Annotated in this window: 14 protein-coding genes and 1 pseudogene; 2 read left to right on the top strand and 13 right to left on the bottom strand. The window is 57.7% G+C overall.

Annotated elements, in window-relative coordinates:
- Positions 1-314: 314 nt before the first annotated feature.
- Positions 315-815 (top strand): YciE/YciF ferroxidase family protein, encoded by a 501-nt coding sequence (locus ACIPSK_RS07005; RefSeq protein WP_017967227.1) that lies wholly within the window; start codon positions 315-317, stop codon positions 813-815.
- 944 nt (positions 816-1,759) lie between these two features.
- Here the strand turns inward: ACIPSK_RS07005 and ACIPSK_RS07010 are convergent.
- The gene (locus ACIPSK_RS07010; protein WP_017967225.1) at positions 1,760-2,125 is read right to left on the bottom strand and encodes a hypothetical protein; all 366 of its coding nucleotides are present in this window, start codon (positions 2,123-2,125) and stop codon (positions 1,760-1,762) included.
- Between the two features lie 422 nt (positions 2,126-2,547).
- Positions 2,548-2,856: pseudogene (locus ACIPSK_RS07015) on the bottom strand (ISAzo13-like element transposase-related protein); the annotation flags it as partial.
- Between the two features lie 290 nt (positions 2,857-3,146).
- Between ACIPSK_RS07015 and ACIPSK_RS07020 the strand changes: the two are divergent.
- Positions 3,147-3,383, top strand: coding sequence for a DUF6894 family protein (locus tag ACIPSK_RS07020; protein ID WP_020486201.1), 237 nt, complete (start codon positions 3,147-3,149; stop codon positions 3,381-3,383).
- A 221-nt stretch (positions 3,384-3,604) separates the two neighbouring features.
- Here ACIPSK_RS07020 and ACIPSK_RS07025 read toward each other — a convergent pair whose 3' ends face one another.
- The 11 genes from ACIPSK_RS07025 to ACIPSK_RS07075 form a co-directional block, all read right to left on the bottom strand.
- Positions 3,605-4,348 (bottom strand): hypothetical protein, encoded by a 744-nt coding sequence (locus ACIPSK_RS07025; protein WP_446532718.1) that lies wholly within the window; start codon positions 4,346-4,348, stop codon positions 3,605-3,607.
- Positions 4,345-5,904: a hypothetical protein gene (locus ACIPSK_RS07030; protein WP_446532719.1), complete on the bottom strand. Its 1,560-nt coding sequence runs from the start codon at positions 5,902-5,904 to the stop codon at positions 4,345-4,347. Before ACIPSK_RS07030 ends, ACIPSK_RS07025 begins: the two co-directional genes overlap by 4 nt.
- Before the next feature lie 127 nt (positions 5,905-6,031).
- The gene (locus ACIPSK_RS07035) at positions 6,032-6,781 is read right to left on the bottom strand and encodes an SDR family oxidoreductase (protein ID WP_170258897.1); all 750 of its coding nucleotides are present in this window, start codon (positions 6,779-6,781) and stop codon (positions 6,032-6,034) included.
- Positions 6,778-8,100: an FAD-binding protein gene (locus tag ACIPSK_RS07040; protein ID WP_446532720.1), complete on the bottom strand. Its 1,323-nt coding sequence runs from the start codon at positions 8,098-8,100 to the stop codon at positions 6,778-6,780. The genes ACIPSK_RS07035 and ACIPSK_RS07040 overlap by 4 nt, the downstream gene beginning before the upstream one ends.
- A 7-nt stretch (positions 8,101-8,107) precedes the next feature.
- On the bottom strand, positions 8,108-8,539 hold the full coding sequence (locus ACIPSK_RS07045; RefSeq protein ID WP_170258902.1) for a GtrA family protein: 432 nt from the start codon (positions 8,537-8,539) through the stop codon (positions 8,108-8,110).
- Positions 8,540-8,549: 10 nt separating this feature from the next.
- Positions 8,550-10,004: a UbiA family prenyltransferase gene (locus tag ACIPSK_RS07050; protein WP_446532736.1), complete on the bottom strand. Its 1,455-nt coding sequence runs from the start codon at positions 10,002-10,004 to the stop codon at positions 8,550-8,552.
- Between the two features lie 734 nt (positions 10,005-10,738).
- Entirely contained in the window at positions 10,739-11,080 is a 342-nt protein-coding gene (locus ACIPSK_RS07055; protein WP_170258906.1) for a hypothetical protein, read from the bottom strand.
- 630 nt (positions 11,081-11,710) lie between these two features.
- Positions 11,711-13,237, bottom strand: a complete 1,527-nt coding sequence (locus tag ACIPSK_RS07060; protein ID WP_446532721.1) for a SulP family inorganic anion transporter — start codon at positions 13,235-13,237, stop codon at positions 11,711-11,713.
- 4 nt (positions 13,238-13,241) lie between these two features.
- The gene (locus tag ACIPSK_RS07065) at positions 13,242-13,946 is read right to left on the bottom strand and encodes a carbonic anhydrase (protein WP_026154458.1); all 705 of its coding nucleotides are present in this window, start codon (positions 13,944-13,946) and stop codon (positions 13,242-13,244) included.
- Between the two features lie 190 nt (positions 13,947-14,136).
- Entirely contained in the window at positions 14,137-14,439 is a 303-nt protein-coding gene (locus tag ACIPSK_RS07070) for a putative quinol monooxygenase (protein WP_170276244.1), read from the bottom strand.
- Positions 14,440-14,510: 71 nt separating this feature from the next.
- Entirely contained in the window at positions 14,511-15,527 is a 1,017-nt protein-coding gene (locus ACIPSK_RS07075) for an NADP-dependent oxidoreductase (RefSeq protein WP_446532722.1), read from the bottom strand.
- Positions 15,528-15,579: the final 52 nt, after the last annotated feature.

The following is a 15,579-nucleotide window of genomic DNA, read 5'->3' on the forward strand; positions in this document are numbered from 1 at the left end:
GTTGAAGGCGACACGATCCGGACTCGGAAACGATGATCCGGCAAAAATCGTTCCTGCGCGATGCCGCACCATATTAATAACATTCAGTTATTCGAAGAGTTCCGTGTGTACGGGGCCAAATCTCGTGAAAAAGCAGAGAATTGAGGAACAACAAACGGCGACAAATGTTTGAACTATCGCCGACTGGAACCCTTTAAGTCGGTCTCGTCCTTGGCCGGACCGAGATGGCGCCTCCGATATCGGGGCGTCATCTCCGCGCTGAAACGTTCGACCCAGCGAGAGCTCATTTTGTCAACACGCCATAGGAGGACTCAATGGCAACCGAGAAGACCCTGAACGATCTGTTCCTCGACACGCTCAAGGATATTTATTACGCCGAAAAACAGATCCTGAAGGCGCTGCCGAAAATGGCCCGCGCCGCCCAGTCGGAGGAAGGCAAAGCCGGTTTTCTGCAGCATCGGGACGAGACCCAAGCCCAGGTCGAACGTCTCGAACAGGTTTTTGAAATGATCGGCAAGCCGGCACGTGGCAAGACCTGCGAAGCCATTCAGGGAATCATTGCCGAAGCTGATGAGATCATGGAGGAGTTCAAGGGCACGGTTGCCCTGGATGCCGGACTGATCTCTTCGGCTCAGGCCGTGGAGCACTACGAGATTGCTCGCTATGGCACGCTGATCGCATGGGCAAAGCAACTCGGCCTCAAGGACGCCGTCCCGCTGCTGCAGGCAACACTTGCGGAAGAAGAGGCGACCGACAAGAAACTCACGCAGATCGCCGAGTCCACAGCAAATGCCAAGGGAAAGCGAGCGGCCTGATACGGTAACGCGCCTTCACGGCCGCCGCATGGCGGCCGTTTATCGTGCGGCTTTGCACCCGGCCTCGGCGATAGACGGCAAGCCATCATGCCCCAATGCTAGATGAGTTCGATATGAGCGTAATCAGTTTCGATAAACTCCGCGACAGGCGCGAACGGCCTGACCCTCAATTCGTCCGAACGGACGACCACGGGCAGGTAATGTATCTCTTCGCACTTGAATACGAGATGGGCCAATCGACTTGGTCTGCCAAGATCTGGGCCTATTCATTTGAAGATGCCGAAATGCGGGTGAAGGCAATGCGTGAGAGCCTTGCGGTCTGCGGGCAGATGCATGCGTCGATAGGCGCTTAGTCGACTGAAACGTAATCGATCGACAGTGGACAGCTAGGTCAACGGGGGGACCTCAATGCTGGCCAACGATGCAGCCAAGATTGCTGCCAGTTCATAATGCGCTTCTACTAAGCATTCAAGACAAAAAGGCATTGAGCGTCGCCGTCGACAAATTGCACGCTGACTTTGGCCATGGCCCGTGCCGAGTACATCAACGAGCGCAATTCCGCAATAAAACACATGAAGAGCGGAATTCCGCTCTTCAGTCGGCACTAGCGGCAATCGGTACCAGCGCGTTCCGCAAACTCGTTTGGGGCTGAGCCTTGCAATAGGTCGACGAGGACGGCTTCGCAATCGCTTGGGGATTCTTGCAACGCGCGATGACAGCCGCTGGACGATCATGTAGGGTCATCATCGGTCGGATTGGCTGTCTTAAGTTGGACCCCGCTCCAACGAACGTTTTAGTTGGATGCGAGTTAGGCGATTTGGGAGTTCGCGGATGCTTGAGTTGTCCAGTCTCGAATCAGAGTGCTTCTACTGGGCCACGCGCCGGGAAGTGGGAAGCGCCTGGGAAGTTGTGCAAATTTCGACCGTTTTCGGGGCCGCCCGCGACTATTTGTCGGGGTCGTTCTGCTGCATGAGCATCGATGCGGGATCGAAGGTGATGTCGTGGTCGATGAACTGGCCCAAATAGGTGTAGCCTGCGTCGACGCCAGCATTCTCCTCGTCATCCTGGATGTGCTCCGGCGTCTCGGCGGCCGCCTTCGGTCTTGGAGGCGTTTCGTCCGTAACCTCCGGATCGGCCGTCATTGCCGCTCCAAGCGCAAGCAACTGTTCTTTGGTGTGATGTGCCGGAGCCAGCTCACGGAAAATTCGCCCGAAACGGCCCTCGAAGAGCGACGACCTGCGGGCAACGTCTGCGCCCCTGAGGCCCATTCCGTGCGGGCTGAAGGGCTCCTTGAATGCACTTGATTTCATCGCACACTCCCTTTTGGCTAGATTTACTATGAAGAATTGCATCGAGTGTGGAAGCGAAGAAGCCGCCAAGCGCTCTCAAAGTTGCGCCTGTAATTTTTACAATCTGGCTAGAAAGCGCGCTGATTGTAGGTTTGTCAAGACTACAATTTAAATGGTGTTTTACTTTACTGAACCAACGAGCGCTTGAAAGCTTGGCGTACGCGACCACCTTACCTGCCCGACAACATCGCAAGACTGTGAAATTGCTTTTTATTATCGCCAGGATGCATATGTTCGTTCAAGGAAGGAGTTGCAAACAGCGATGCTTTTTCGGCGGTATCTTGTTATGCTAGCCGAGCATAGGTGGAAGACGTCGGTTATAGTTCCGAAACCCCAACAATAATTTCGATTGAACCATCAGGCGCTGAGGAAGCGTCGATAAATTACGACTCTGTTTTTTCCGGTCTCGGGCTAATTGTATAGTTCCATTCGCCGTGGAAGGTGTGGCGGAGGATATTGATCGCGGCCATTTCGGCGTCGGAGATTTTGATTCCGGCGGGATAGAGATTTTCATCGAGTTCGCAGCGAACGGTGAGGCCAGCGGTCGAGGTGGTCGCGGCGATCAGTTCGACAATGGTGCGATAGTCGGTGAGCGGTCGCCCCCTCCAGTTGCGCGAGATGAGTGAGAAGAGGCGATGTTCGATCTTGTTCCATTTGCTGGTGCCGGGCGGCAAGTGCAGGACGACTGCTGGCTGCCGAATGGTTTTTAATGTGGCAGTCTCAGCAGCCGCGATCGTACTCCCGCGGCGGGATTTGACCTCATGGTGACGATCATTTCGGCGACAAGTTATCCATCTCGAGTGTTCAAGTTCAAAAACCTATCTGCCGCCGCATCGCCTTTGAGGCCGACGCCGCGGTAGAAGCTGACAGAGCAGCTACTCGACCGGCCGTTGGCGCCGATCGGAGTCCTTTTGAGTGGAGTCGAGCCGGGGAACAACTTGTCGCTCGGGAGGTTGGGCGGCCGTCTTTAATGGAGCAAACCATGCCGAAGTATTTTTTCCACGTCCGCAGGAACGATGTCTTCGAGGAAGATCTGGAAGGCATCGACCTGGCCTCACCTGAACTTGCACGCGAGGAAGCAACCGCCGCCGCCCGTGAAATCGTCGCGGAGCGGATCCGCATGGGCAATCCCCTCGACGGAGACGTGTTCGAGATCATGACGGAAGACGGCACGTTGGTCGCGACGGTTCCCTTCCGGTCGGCGGCTCAGTTGACCTAGCGCCCTTGGCGCAGGTGCTCTGAAGCCCATAATGTCAAAATCGCACAGAGCGTGAAGCTCCCGAACGATAGGGATATCATCTCCCATTCGGCGGGGGCGATGCCATGACAGAATTGCGGCAGAGGCAGGTGAACAACAGGTTGTTGCGGCGATTTCCGGAGGATGCCTTCGAGCTTCCCGCGCCGCTCGTCGAGCCCGTCGAACTCCCTGTGAAACGTCCCCTAGTGCGACCGCGCGAACCGATAGAACACGTCTGTTTTATCGAGAGCGGCCTCGCCTCGATGGTTGCGGAAAGCGCCGACGGCAGAAGCGTCGAGATCCGCCACATCGGACGCGAGGGCATCTACAACGCTATAGGTGATCTTCGTGTAGAGCATGAACAATACGAGGAAGCTTGCACAGGCGGCATCAATGGCCTTGCTCTCAGCGCTGGATAAGCGGGGCAGGTACATGACCAAAAGAAGACCGAGCGAAGCCCAGCCCAGCCGATTGTAGAACATCGCAAATGTGAGATTGCCGATCCGTTCTCCAGGATTGGCAGGAGCCGCGACGAGCAAAAGCAGAAAAGCTGCGAACGGCAAACCGAGCGCCTTGTGCATGCGGCTGCCGAGGATCGCCGCGGCAACGGCCGCGAACAGAAGGATGACTATGGCCATTCCCACTGGCATCGCACCACCCATACTTCCCGAAAGGCCATAGCTGACAGCGGGAATATAGAAGGTGAGCGCTCCAAGCGACGTATGGAAATCCACGTTCGGAACTTGTCCCGACCAGATGCGATGCGCACCATCGAGAAAAACAAACAGATCGTTGACGTATTTGGAGGTGATCGTCTGGTTAGGCAGAGCGAGAAGACCTGAAAGCACCAGAGCAAATGGGACGATGGCGGTCCACCAGACGTATTGGCAGCCCGCCCCTGGCGATGCGCGTTCCCTCTCCGGCATCGACCTCACCGCCTGCGTCACCGCGCCTCGCTTTCCAACGCGGCCTGGCGTCGCTGATAAATCGTCCACTCCGGCGTTTTCTGCACCATGTCGAAATTCTTAGAAATGAACGGCCCATACAGCTCCTGTAACGGCAGACTATTGATGCCGGTCTTCGGCACCATCACAATCTTCACGTCGGCGAACAGTGCTTCTGGTGGAATATAGGCCTTCTCATTGATATTGCGGTTCCAGTGGAACCAGGCGGTGTCACCTGTCGGAGGGCGTATCCCGAGTCCCGCGGAAAAGGGGTTGACGAAATCGAGTACGAAAACCCGCTCGGGCGGAATTGGCAGGGCTTGAAGTAAAGCCCCACCGCTTTCGATACTGTCGAGGTAGCGCCGAATAAAATCTGGCTCCCCACCGGGCGGGTCGATTTCCCGGACGTCCTCAAATTGCGGAGGACCGAGAGGTTTGCCCACATTCTCCGCGGCAAGTGCGGTGTGGAGAGCGATCGCCGCTCCGTGATGGACGATGGGCGGCAACAGAAAGAAGATTAGAAGCAGTGGCAGCGCAGCTGCAAGACGAGCGGACCGCTCCATCTTCGCGCTTTGGTCGACAGATCGGAAGCGCCGTGCTTTTTCCGCCAGGACGGCCGCTCCGCAATAAAGGGTAATAATACCCCAGCTGTGGGCGTTCTGGTTGATAATTGCCAATCCTGCGACCGCGCAAAACACACAGTAGAGGAGGTCTCGAAGACTGCGGGTCTGCCACAAGGCAATCAATGAAAAGGCAGTGAAGACGACCAGATCCGAGGAATTCTCACGGATATTTTTCAGTACGCTGAAGACGTCATGATCACCACTGACCCGTGCGGCCGCCCGCAGATCCTCTAAGTGCTGAAGCGTGCCGCGCCAGAAGAACTCAATGATGATCATTGCGAGCGCGGTCAGAAGCAGGCTGAGCAGGATCCAGAAACGCTGCTGCCGGTCCAACAACAGGAAGATCAGAAACATTACGCCGCAGAGACCATAGGTCGCCTTCGTATAGAATTGGACAAGCAGAAGAAAGGCCGTCGCCAGACTGTCTGCAAGGTCGTTGCGGGCGGCTTTCGATCTCGGCTCCAGGTACATCACCAGGATGAGGCCGAGAGCGACCCACCCGATGCGATTGTAGAACATCGCGAAAGAAAGAAGCCGTACCGGACTTCCGAGATTGATCGGGACAGCCAGAATCAGGATCAGGAATATGCCCAAAGCGATGGCTAACGGCGAGCTGAGGCGCGAAAGAAGGATACGTATCATTGCAGGCATGAACGCGACGATCAGGAGCGCCATTCCCATCGGTATCGCGGCGCCGAAATTTCCGGACAGGAAGTAGCCCAGGGCAGGGATATAGAAGACCAACGGTCCGAGCGCCGTATGAAAATCACGGTTCGGCACCTGTCCGACAGCGATACGATGCGCTCCATCGATGAATATCAAGACGTCGTTGATGAAGGCGGTGTTGATGGTCCGTCCAGGCAGGGCAAGCATGGCGGCACAAATTGCCGCGACCACCAGGAGCGCAACTTGTGCAGAAAAAAGGCGGCGCCTCATCTAAACTCCGCCCTTTCCCAGAACAGGTCTTGATACGCATCGGTGCGAGGAAAATGCCGATCAACAAGATGGAACATGCCGACGAAACGGACAAGGCAATCTCTAGCTCTTATTCCCCAGGTATCGATCACAGCCGCAACCTCTTGAAGATCGGTTCCGGGATGCCTCGGACTATCGTCATGAGCGGATACCAAATCCGCCTGACATAGACGACGTCCCCTCCCTTGCCGCCCTCGGCAACGGCGAAAATCCTGTCAGCGACCTCTGCAGGCTCGGCGGTCAGCAGTGGCGGAAGCTTCATTCCGTCAGTCATTCGCGTTCGGACAAAGCCGGGTTTAACGGTGAGGACGCGAACACCGGCGTTAGATAGTCTGTTTCTGAGGCCGGACAAAAACGCCGTCAGGCCAGCTTTCGCGGCGCCATAGACATAATTTGATCCTCTCCCGCGATCGCCGGCGACCGAACTTATGCCGACGATGGTGCCAGACCCGCGCGCGGCAAAGCGGCTAGCCAGGAGGCCGAGCATCAAAGCCGGTCCTTCGAAGTTTGTCCGCATTATCATGGCGGCGTGTTCGAGTTCCCTTTCGGCGCGGGCCTGCTCGCCGAGTTCGCCGACGACGCAAATGGCCGTGTCAGGCAATGGCGACACGGTGCTCAGAAATTCTTCGAAGCGGCCGGTATCAAGAATATCCAGCTCATGGACTGCGACGGCTGCGCCGGTGCGCGTGACGATGTCATCGGCTTCGCGTTGGGCAAGCTCACGCCTGCGTCCGACCAAATGAATGCCCCACCCAGCCGCGGCATAGACCAGGGCAGTCGCACGGCCAATATCCGACGTCGCGCCAATCAGGAGCAGTGTCTTGCCGATGGCTTTCATAGGCCAAGCCTTTTTCCCAGCTGGGAACTAAAGTGACCGTCGGCTCCCGTTGTTCGCCGCACCTCTTTGAACGCCTGTAGTCGGGGGTAACCGGCTTCGAACGTATGACGGGATTGCCTTGCATCTTTGGCGAGATAGAGCCGCCCTCCCGCCGCGACAACCAGCTTATCAATTTCGTCTAACAACTGGAACACGTCGGGCGCGACCGGCAGGTCGAGCGCGAGGGTATACCCTGGCGCCGGAAATGACAGAAGGCCTGCGCCGCCCTTCAGCCTTTTCAGAACGGCCAGGAATGAGGCTTTTCCAGAACGAGCGAAACGATCCAGTATGCTGCTCAAAACCGGGAGCGCGTTTTCGTCAGGCACCACGCATTGATGCTGCAGGAAGCCGCGCTTGCCGTAGAGCCGGTTCCATTCGAGAAGACCGTCAAGGGGGAAGAAGTAGCTGTCCCAGTGGACCAACGAGGTTCGGGCTGCTTTGCGGGCACCCGCCCGATAGTAAAGATGGTTGAATGCAGAAACGCTGGCTCGGTTGAGCGTCCAACCAGGCAGGTCGACCGGTACTGAAAAACGAGCCGCCTTGAAGGGAGGCAATAGCGCTGCTTTTGGCATTTGAGCAATGTCACTCGGACTGGCGTGCTCGCCGGCAAAAATCAGCGAGCGGCCGAGCGAAGGGCCCCGCGAGAGGCAATCAATCCAGGCAACGGAATAGGTCGCGTCGTCAGTTTGCTTCAAGGCTTTTAGCGTATCGCCGAGATTTTCTGTAGCGACGGTCTTTTGAACAATCCACCCGGTACTGATGTGCCTCAGCTTAAAAGTAGCTTCAGCGATGATGCCCGTCAGACCCATACCGCCGAGCGTCGCGAAAAAAAGCTCAGAATTCTGGCTTCTGCTGCAGGTGAGGATCTCACCACTGGCAATAACCAGCTTGATTTCGCTAACGTGTTCGCCGAACCCACCGTCGCGATGATGGTTCTTCCCGTGCACGTCGGAGGCGATCATTCCCCCGACAGTGACGAACTTCGTTCCTGGGACCACGGGGGGAAAATAGCCTCGGGGGATGAACGACCTGAGAATGTCCGACAGCATGACGCCACCTTCGACCGTCAGGGAGGCATTCACCTCGTCGAACCTTTTCATCCGGCTCAATGCACCGCAGTTCAAAGTGAGATGCTCACCGATCGCGGCATCGCCATACGAGCGGCCGCTGCCGCGAGCAATCAGACCCGCGCACGATGACACCGTTCCAGGCAAAGCTTCCGGCAGCCTGCAATCAAGCACTTCAATATCGTGGCGCGGATAACGTCCCCATCCCTCCATCAGCCTGTCACGCCCCCTGCAACTTGAAAACGAATTTTCGGTCGAGCGCGAATTTCGAGACGTAGCCAATCGCCAGGCCGATTGCCCCGCCTGCGTACTTCGCAAGATCCGTTCTCCAGACTGTCCAGAAGGCAGTTTCGAACCCCCAGAATATGATCGTTGTCACGATGCTGAACAGGCCGTAGAGGACGATCTTGAGCAATTCGTCACCATGCGACTCGTATCGGTCAAAGAAGATCCACCTTTTGTCGAGGAAGTACTTGAGCCCGAACCCAGCGGCCGTGCCTGCCAGCATCGACGGCACCAGGCTCTGCGACGGGTATATCTTCACGACAGCCGCCTGCACCGCAAAATTTGTCAAAGTCGAGAGGATCGCGAACGCGACGTAGCGAACTGCGATTTGGGTCGACATCCCTTCACGCGCGTAATGGGAACGCATCTCGCTCACCTCATAACGCGGCGATCACAAAGGCGCCGGCAACGACCAGGGTTGCGAGACTCACTTTGTCTTTGATCGCAAATACGATCGGATCGTCGTGCATCAGTCCCCGATGGGCCAGCAACAGGATACGCGCAATCCAGCAAGCCAGGATTGGTCCCGCCAACCATAAAATCCCTGGCCGGGTGTAGAGATCCTGCACGCCGTCGCTTGCAGCGTAGAGAGCATACAATGTGAGCGCGTTCATCCCGGCCCCCGCCGCCAATGCGCCGATCATGCCCACGTCTCCATTCTTGTAATCGCGGCTCTTGGAGTCGGGTAGATTCGCGGCTCGGCGAGAAATGAGCTCCGTATATCGCTTGACGAGTGCAAGCGAGAGGAACCAGCTCATCATGAAGGCGAGCAGCCAAGGAGAGGGCCAAGCTGAAATCGCCGCCGACCCTCCTACCACGCGTGCTGTATAAAGGGCTGCAAGGGTCACAACGTCGAGGATCATTTTTCGCTTCAGAAAGAACGAATAGGCGGTGGTCAATGCAAAGTATCCGGCGAGCACCAAAATGAAGGCGGGTGAAATCGTGAGGGCAACCATAAACGACAACAGAAGGAGAATGGGGATTACCACGAGCGCGTGTGAGAGCCGGATATCGCCGCAACCCAGCGGCCTGCGGCATTTGCTGCGATGTGCGCGATCGTCCTGAAGGTCGACCAGGTCATTCAGCACATAGACGCTCGAAGCGCAAAGCGAGAAGGCGGCAAAAGCTAGAGCGGCATTGGCGAGACTATGAACATCGAAGAGCTGATTTGTCAGCAGCGGGATAAAGACCAGCGCATTCTTGACGTATTGATGCACCCGCAGCAACCGCGCCCAAGTCCGCCAGGTCGGCTTGTCGTGCGCAAGATGCTCGACACTGTCGCATTGGCGCGATAGTTGCCGAGCAACCCTGGCCGACGTCCGAATCGCGTATGATTTTCCAGCGTGACGCCATACAGGCAGGTCTGCGGCGTCGTTGCCAACATAGTCGAAGCCACCATGGCCAAAGGCCGCAACGAGCTTTTCCGCCTTCACCTCGGCGACGCAGTTAGTCATCTCGTCCGTTGCAAACCAACCGTTGAAGACACCTAAATGGTCGGAAACGCGGGAGACGAGGCGCTCGTGCGTCGCGGACGCGAGATAGACCTGACGTCCCTCTTCCCGCGCCGACTGGATCAAGTTCAGAACCTCGAGATCAAAGGGCAGGATAGCCGGATCGAAATCCGCCGGTGCGGAAAGACGGTGCTTGAGGCATGCCTTTCCCCGGAACGTTGCCAGGAAAAGGTCAACGATGGAAAAAGGGCGGCGCCTGAGTTCAGAGAACGCGGTCTCAATCAGGAGGTCGGATCGGACCAAGGTGCCATCGAGGTCGATGACCAGCGGTCGCGACGACTCCGAATTTTGCGGTGTCGACGAGCCGCCGAGCGATGATATCGTTCGACGAGGTGCAATCCACTCGTTCTCCTGGCCCGTCGGCAGAAAATCTCTTCGAAGCTCAAACTCCTGGCGCAATTCGCTCAAAGGATTTCCCTTTTTACTGCGGGTCGGTGGAAATCGCCGAACAACGGCCACGCCACTTAGTTCCATGACGCCCCAAACGCTGGCGTCCTAACGGTGCTCGACGTTCCTGCACCTCCAGTTTCATACAGGCTGCGGATCTTCCTGCGCGAAAGGAATTATCAATGCTCAACCTCGCACCTGCTCGTTGCCGTGGTATGACCTGGTTGCGCTGAGCGACGTACTCTGCCGGACGGAGTTTCGACGGCAGGAACAAACCGCTGATGTGCCGGTTTGGTGCCCTATACGCAAAGACCGGACGAACGAAGCGATGAACTTGGCACTTGTTCTTGGGACATTGACACTGACCTGCTGGATGGTCGGCGGGGCTATTGCCGTCTTCGGAAATGCCGAGCAATGTCACCCCCACCGTCAGCGGATCAGCGAGTTCGTCACTCTCGGCTTGAACATCCTTGGACTCGTTTGCGCAATCCTTATGGGAGCCGTTCTGGTCGCGTAGAAATGCCGAAACAGTTGAACGCTTGTTAGGTTACTGGAAGCTTCTCTTGGCGCAGCCAGCTTTGCCCACCGTGTCGTTAAGCTTGGTGCCTGTGGGGTCGCCTTCGCCATCTTTGAGACTACGTGCGTTGGCACATCCTACATCTAGGTTGTCAGCTGTAGATCCAGCTGGCGATCGCCACTGCCAGCGCAACAAGAGCCAGCGTGGTGATGAAGATGCGCAAAGGGTTAGAGCGCGTCGTCTGGGGTATGGTCCCTGCACTCCCGGGTTCACGCATGGCGACATCGTAGTTGCTTTGGCGATCGGCCGCTCCCCAGTTCTGAGTATGCAGCGCCGTCTCGATCTCTTCGTGGCTCATCGGCTGACCTGCGGCCTCAGCATCTGTTTCCAGGGGTGCGGCTGCAGGGTCAAATCCCGATCTGATGTCTCCACTGTCTCCTGATTGGATTCGACCGCGTACTTCGGCAGCGGTCTTGCCATCCTTCTTGATCATCGCGGTTCTCCGAGTTCGCTTGAAGTTGGTGCCGCGCCGTCGCCCCCGCTCAACCTCCAGATCGAGATCGAGCCCGCGGTGATGATGAGGCCGACAATGATGACAGCAGCCACATAGGACGAAAGCAGCCATCTGGGTGAACCTTGGTCCATTGTCGATTCTGCGCTTCCTACTGCTTGTAAGCTTTCAAAGCGTCCGCTCGCTGGGCGCCTGTCCGCCAAGACCTGGGTGACAGCACTCCCATGGATGACGGGCGCTGCGTTGGCTTGCGTGCTGTGACATCGCCGTTCCGATCCACTCCGCCAACATCAGGATGCCTGCGAGGCAAATCAGCGGCAGTGGAGCACTCTTGCCGTGCAGATGCCGCTAACATTCAAGCTCGGCAAAGGTTCCACTTGTTTCGGCTCCGGAGGCCAATTCGAGTGTTGCGGCCTCCGCGGATCGGCTCCGAGACTCGGCAACACATATCGAGTCGAGGACGAGGTAGGGGAATTCGAGGACTGAGCAAAGACGCTCGTGGCCATTCCAGCTGCAAGCAACCGTCTAATTACCCTCCAATTCGTCCGGCTGACGACGTCTGCGTTTAGAGACGAGCGACGGGAGAGCAATGGAGCTGCTCTCCCTTGCAGGTCAGGCGGCTTCGGCTGAGAATCGGTCAAACAGCGGCTTAAGGCGGGGATGACGGGCGGCCGTAGGCGCGTGGATCTCGACGATTCGTCCAGATTTCGTCTCGCGCCGGAGCCATTCGCTAATCGTCTCAGCGCTGGTATGATCCATGTAGAACAGATGTTTGCCGATGATATTGACTTTGCGGCCGTCGGGTAGCCCTTCGAACGTGCTGAGTAGCGCCGGCACGTCTTTGCAGGTGACCGCTCCGCGCAAACGGACATGAATTTCGTCGTCGATCTCAGCATGCCTGATTACAAGCTTTCGGCGCAGATAGGGGAGAATTTCCAGTATCGACAGCGCAAGGCCGAGCGCCACGCCAACCAGCAAATCCTGAAGGACAACCATTGCCACCGTCACTGCCCAGATTCCGACCGGTACAAAACCATGGTGTTCGAACAAGTGGCGGACATGGTGAAGGCTGATCAGCCGCCAGCCCGTGACGAGCAGTACAGCGGCTAGCGCCGTCAAGGGCACCATTGCCAGTATCACCGGCAAAAGCGCAACCAACCCCAGGATCCAAACGCCATGTAATATTGCCGAGGTGCGCGTGCGAGCTCCGGCCTGGATATTGGCCGATGAACGAACAATGACACCCGTGATCGGCAATGCCCCGAGCAATCCACAAAGACCGTTACCGACGCCTTGGGCGAATAGTTCCTTGTTGAAGCGGGTACGTTCTCCATCGTGCATTCGGTCGACGGCGGCCGCGGAAAGAAGCGTTTCGGCGCTTGCAATGACGGCAATCATCAACGTCGCTAAAATAATGCCGGGCTGCACAAGCTGGGCGAAATTCTCGGCCGTCGGAAACGAGATGCTGTCAACTAGAGAGGCGGGCACGTCCACGCGAGCTATCGGGAGTTCAAGGGCGATCGTCAGGACCGTGGCAGCAGCGACACCGACAAGAGCTCCCGGGACCAGCGACAGTGATTTCGGGCGGAATTTCTCCCAGCACACCATCGCAAGGAGAGCGATAAGGCCGACCAACAGTGCAATGGCCTCGTTGGTGACACTGGTGCCCGTTAACCGGCTGACGCTCTCGTCGATGGCGGTGACATTCTCTATGCCGCCTGCGGCGGGTTTGGCATCCATGAGAACATGGATCTGTCCCAGGATGATCAAAATGCCGATGCCGGCGAGCATGCCATGAACCACCGCCGGAGAAATCGCTCTGAACCACGAGCCAATTCTCAGGAAACCCGCCACGATCTGCAGAAGTCCGACAACGAGGAGCACAGGACCGAGCATGGCAATGCCATGCTGTTCGACGAAGCCGAAGACGATCACGGCAAGACCGGCGGCAGGTCCGGAGACCTGTAGAGGCGACCCCGCGAGCAGGCCGACAACGACGCCACCTACGATACCGGAGATCAGCCCCATGGCCGCGGGCACCCCCGATGCGATCGCAATGCCGAGGCAAAGTGGAATAGCAACAAGGAAAACCACGAGAGACGAAGCGAGGTCGCGTGAAACAGAGCCGGTGTTTGTCATGGCACTACTCCCCTGCAAGCGCTGCGGCAATCCGCGGCATGACATGCGGATGGCCTCGTCCTGTGAAGGCCACCGGCAGCTGCTCCCCCTCCTGTACCTCCGTAAACCTTGCCAGAACCCCGTCATACACCTGGACCTCACCCGTCTCGATGTCGAAGAACCAGCCGTGGAGTGTGATTTCGTTGGTCGCGAGCTTTGCCGCCACTGATGGATGGGTCTTCAGGTGGTCAATCTGCACGACAACATTTTCCATCGCTACCGCACGTACACGCTCAGCGTCGGAAAGGTCGTCGGGATAGGCTTGGCAAACAATCGAATAGGCCGCGTGGCTGTGCCGCAACCAGGCTGAGACGTTTGGCATTGGTTCCAGCATTTGTGGGTGGCACAGCCCTTTCATCGCCCCGCAATCGGAGTGACCGCAGACGACAATGTCACTGACGCCGAGCGCCAGGATGGCGTATTCGATTGCGGACGAGACGCCGCCGTTGAGGGTCGAGAAGGGGGGAACGATATTGCCTGCATTGCGGCACACGAAGAGATCGCCGGGGCCGGACTGCGTTATCGTTTCCGGCATCACGCGGCTGTCGGCGCAAGATATCATCAGCGCATGGGGCTGCTGGCCTTCGCGCGCGAGTTTGCGGTAGAGCGCCGAGTGGGTCGGGAACACGGCGCCGCGAAAACTGGAGATGCCTTTCAGGAGATCACCCATATTCGGATCCTCTTTCTGGCCGGACGTCGGAATATCTCTCGTCCGGCGGGTTGCAGAAGCGATCTGTTCGCACGTGCACAATAAGGGGCGGTGAGAACCCGATGAAAGAGGCTCTGCCATTTTTGCACTGCAACAATTTTTGAATGAGAAGTGATCCGGTCGCGCGCCAGGGTGACTATAGAAGCGAGGCTTAACTGTCCATCAGCCCACGTTCGTTCGAAGCGTCGAACTTGCGGACATCCCCATGCATGCGGCCCTGCCACCGGCCAACAAACGAGACGGTATCGGCGGCATCGAGATGAGCGCTGAGCGCTGTCTGGTCTGCCCATCGTTCCGATATGATCAACGTTCCGGCCTGTAGATCGTCCACCGCGGCGTCATAAGCAATGTTGCCGGGACGCTTTCGCGTGGCAATCGCAAGCTGCTTTAGGTCGGCGAGAAATTGCACCACGTCAGCGGGATCGACGTGTATGTGTCCGGCTATAATGAGCATGACGCCTCCTTCTGCTGCCGGCCGCCCTCCGACAGCCGACCGATGTGCTTTGACGGCCGGACTTGTGTTCGTTAAACAACCGAGAGCACAATTTTTCCTTGAATTCTTCCTTGCGACGCGCGCTGATGCGCATCTGACGCTTCCGCTAACGGATAGACGCTGTCGATCACGACGCGAATGGTGCCGTCGTCGAGCAATCGACCGGCCTCGGCCAGTTGCGCGCCGTTCGAGCGAACCTGTGTCGACGACACCGTTATCTCGCGCCTTGCCGCTTCCTCATGACCGGAAAAGCCCAGAGGGTTGACGAGATATAGCGCTCCGCCCCGCTTCAGGACCCTCAAAAAGCGCTCCATGTTAGGGCCGCCGACAGCGTCGATCACGAGATCCACATCCTGTACGGCCGCCTCAACGGACGTCGTGGTGTAGTCGATGAACTGATCAGCGCCCAGCTCGCGCAGAAGCGCCTCGTGCTTGCCGGAGGCGACAGCGATCACGCGCGCCCCTTTCCACTTCGCGACCTGAACCGCCAGGTGCCCGACGCCGCCACCGGCACCGTTGATCACAACGGTCTTGCCGTCGAGCGGGATGGGCGCATGAGGGAACGACTGGAACGGGTTCGGGGCATCGTGACCGAGTTCGACCAGAAACTGCCAGGCGGTGAGCAGGGACATCGGCGCACCGCCTGCCTGAATGTGTTCGATGCCCGCCGGCTTGATTGCCACTTCCGATGCGGACACGCGGACATACTCAGCATAGGCGCCGCTGCCTTTCATGACGTCTTCCGGGAAACGCACCATCGCAAAGACCTCATCGCCGACTTTGAATCCCGAGACGTCGTCGTCAACTGCCGCGAGCACCCCCGACACATCGGTACCAAGGATCAAAGGAAACACAGGATCGGGTTGCCATTCAGGCGGCAGCGCGCGATACCCATCACGCAGGTAGAGATCCGGTGGATTGAGGCTTGCCGCATGAACGCGAACCAGGACCTCACCCCTTGCCGGTGTGGGTCGAGGCGCATTCTGGTAGCGCAAGACTTCGGGGCCACCAAACTCGTGCAGCTGAATTGCTTTCATCGTCTCGGTCATCATAGCCTCGCTTTAAAGGTTCACTGTTCGATCAGAAGATAGCCCCGCCCCA

This window comes from Rhizobium sp. LARHSG275, assembly GCF_052871115.1.

Excerpts from the sequence above, each read along its gene's own strand:
- ACIPSK_RS07005 (WP_017967227.1), top strand. The coding sequence starts at position 315 with ATGGCAACCGAGAAGACCCTGAACGATCTGTTCCTCGACACGCTCAAG.
- ACIPSK_RS07010 (WP_017967225.1), bottom strand. The coding sequence starts at position 2,125 with ATGAAATCAAGTGCATTCAAGGAGCCCTTCAGCCCGCACGGAATGGGC.
- ACIPSK_RS07020 (WP_020486201.1), top strand. The coding sequence starts at position 3,147 with ATGCCGAAGTATTTTTTCCACGTCCGCAGGAACGATGTCTTCGAGGAA.
- ACIPSK_RS07030 (WP_446532719.1), bottom strand. The coding sequence starts at position 5,904 with ATGAGGCGCCGCCTTTTTTCTGCACAAGTTGCGCTCCTGGTGGTCGCG.
- ACIPSK_RS07035 (WP_170258897.1), bottom strand. The coding sequence starts at position 6,781 with ATGAAAGCCATCGGCAAGACACTGCTCCTGATTGGCGCGACGTCGGAT.
- ACIPSK_RS07040 (WP_446532720.1), bottom strand. The coding sequence starts at position 8,100 with ATGGAGGGATGGGGACGTTATCCGCGCCACGATATTGAAGTGCTTGAT.
- ACIPSK_RS07045 (WP_170258902.1), bottom strand. The coding sequence starts at position 8,539 with ATGCGTTCCCATTACGCGCGTGAAGGGATGTCGACCCAAATCGCAGTT.
- ACIPSK_RS07055 (WP_170258906.1), bottom strand. The coding sequence starts at position 11,080 with ATGATCAAGAAGGATGGCAAGACCGCTGCCGAAGTACGCGGTCGAATC.
- ACIPSK_RS07060 (WP_446532721.1), bottom strand. The coding sequence starts at position 13,237 with ATGACAAACACCGGCTCTGTTTCACGCGACCTCGCTTCGTCTCTCGTG.
- ACIPSK_RS07065 (WP_026154458.1), bottom strand. The coding sequence starts at position 13,946 with ATGGGTGATCTCCTGAAAGGCATCTCCAGTTTTCGCGGCGCCGTGTTC.
- ACIPSK_RS07070 (WP_170276244.1), bottom strand. The coding sequence starts at position 14,439 with ATGCTCATTATAGCCGGACACATACACGTCGATCCCGCTGACGTGGTG.
- ACIPSK_RS07075 (WP_446532722.1), bottom strand. The coding sequence starts at position 15,527 with ATGACCGAGACGATGAAAGCAATTCAGCTGCACGAGTTTGGTGGCCCC.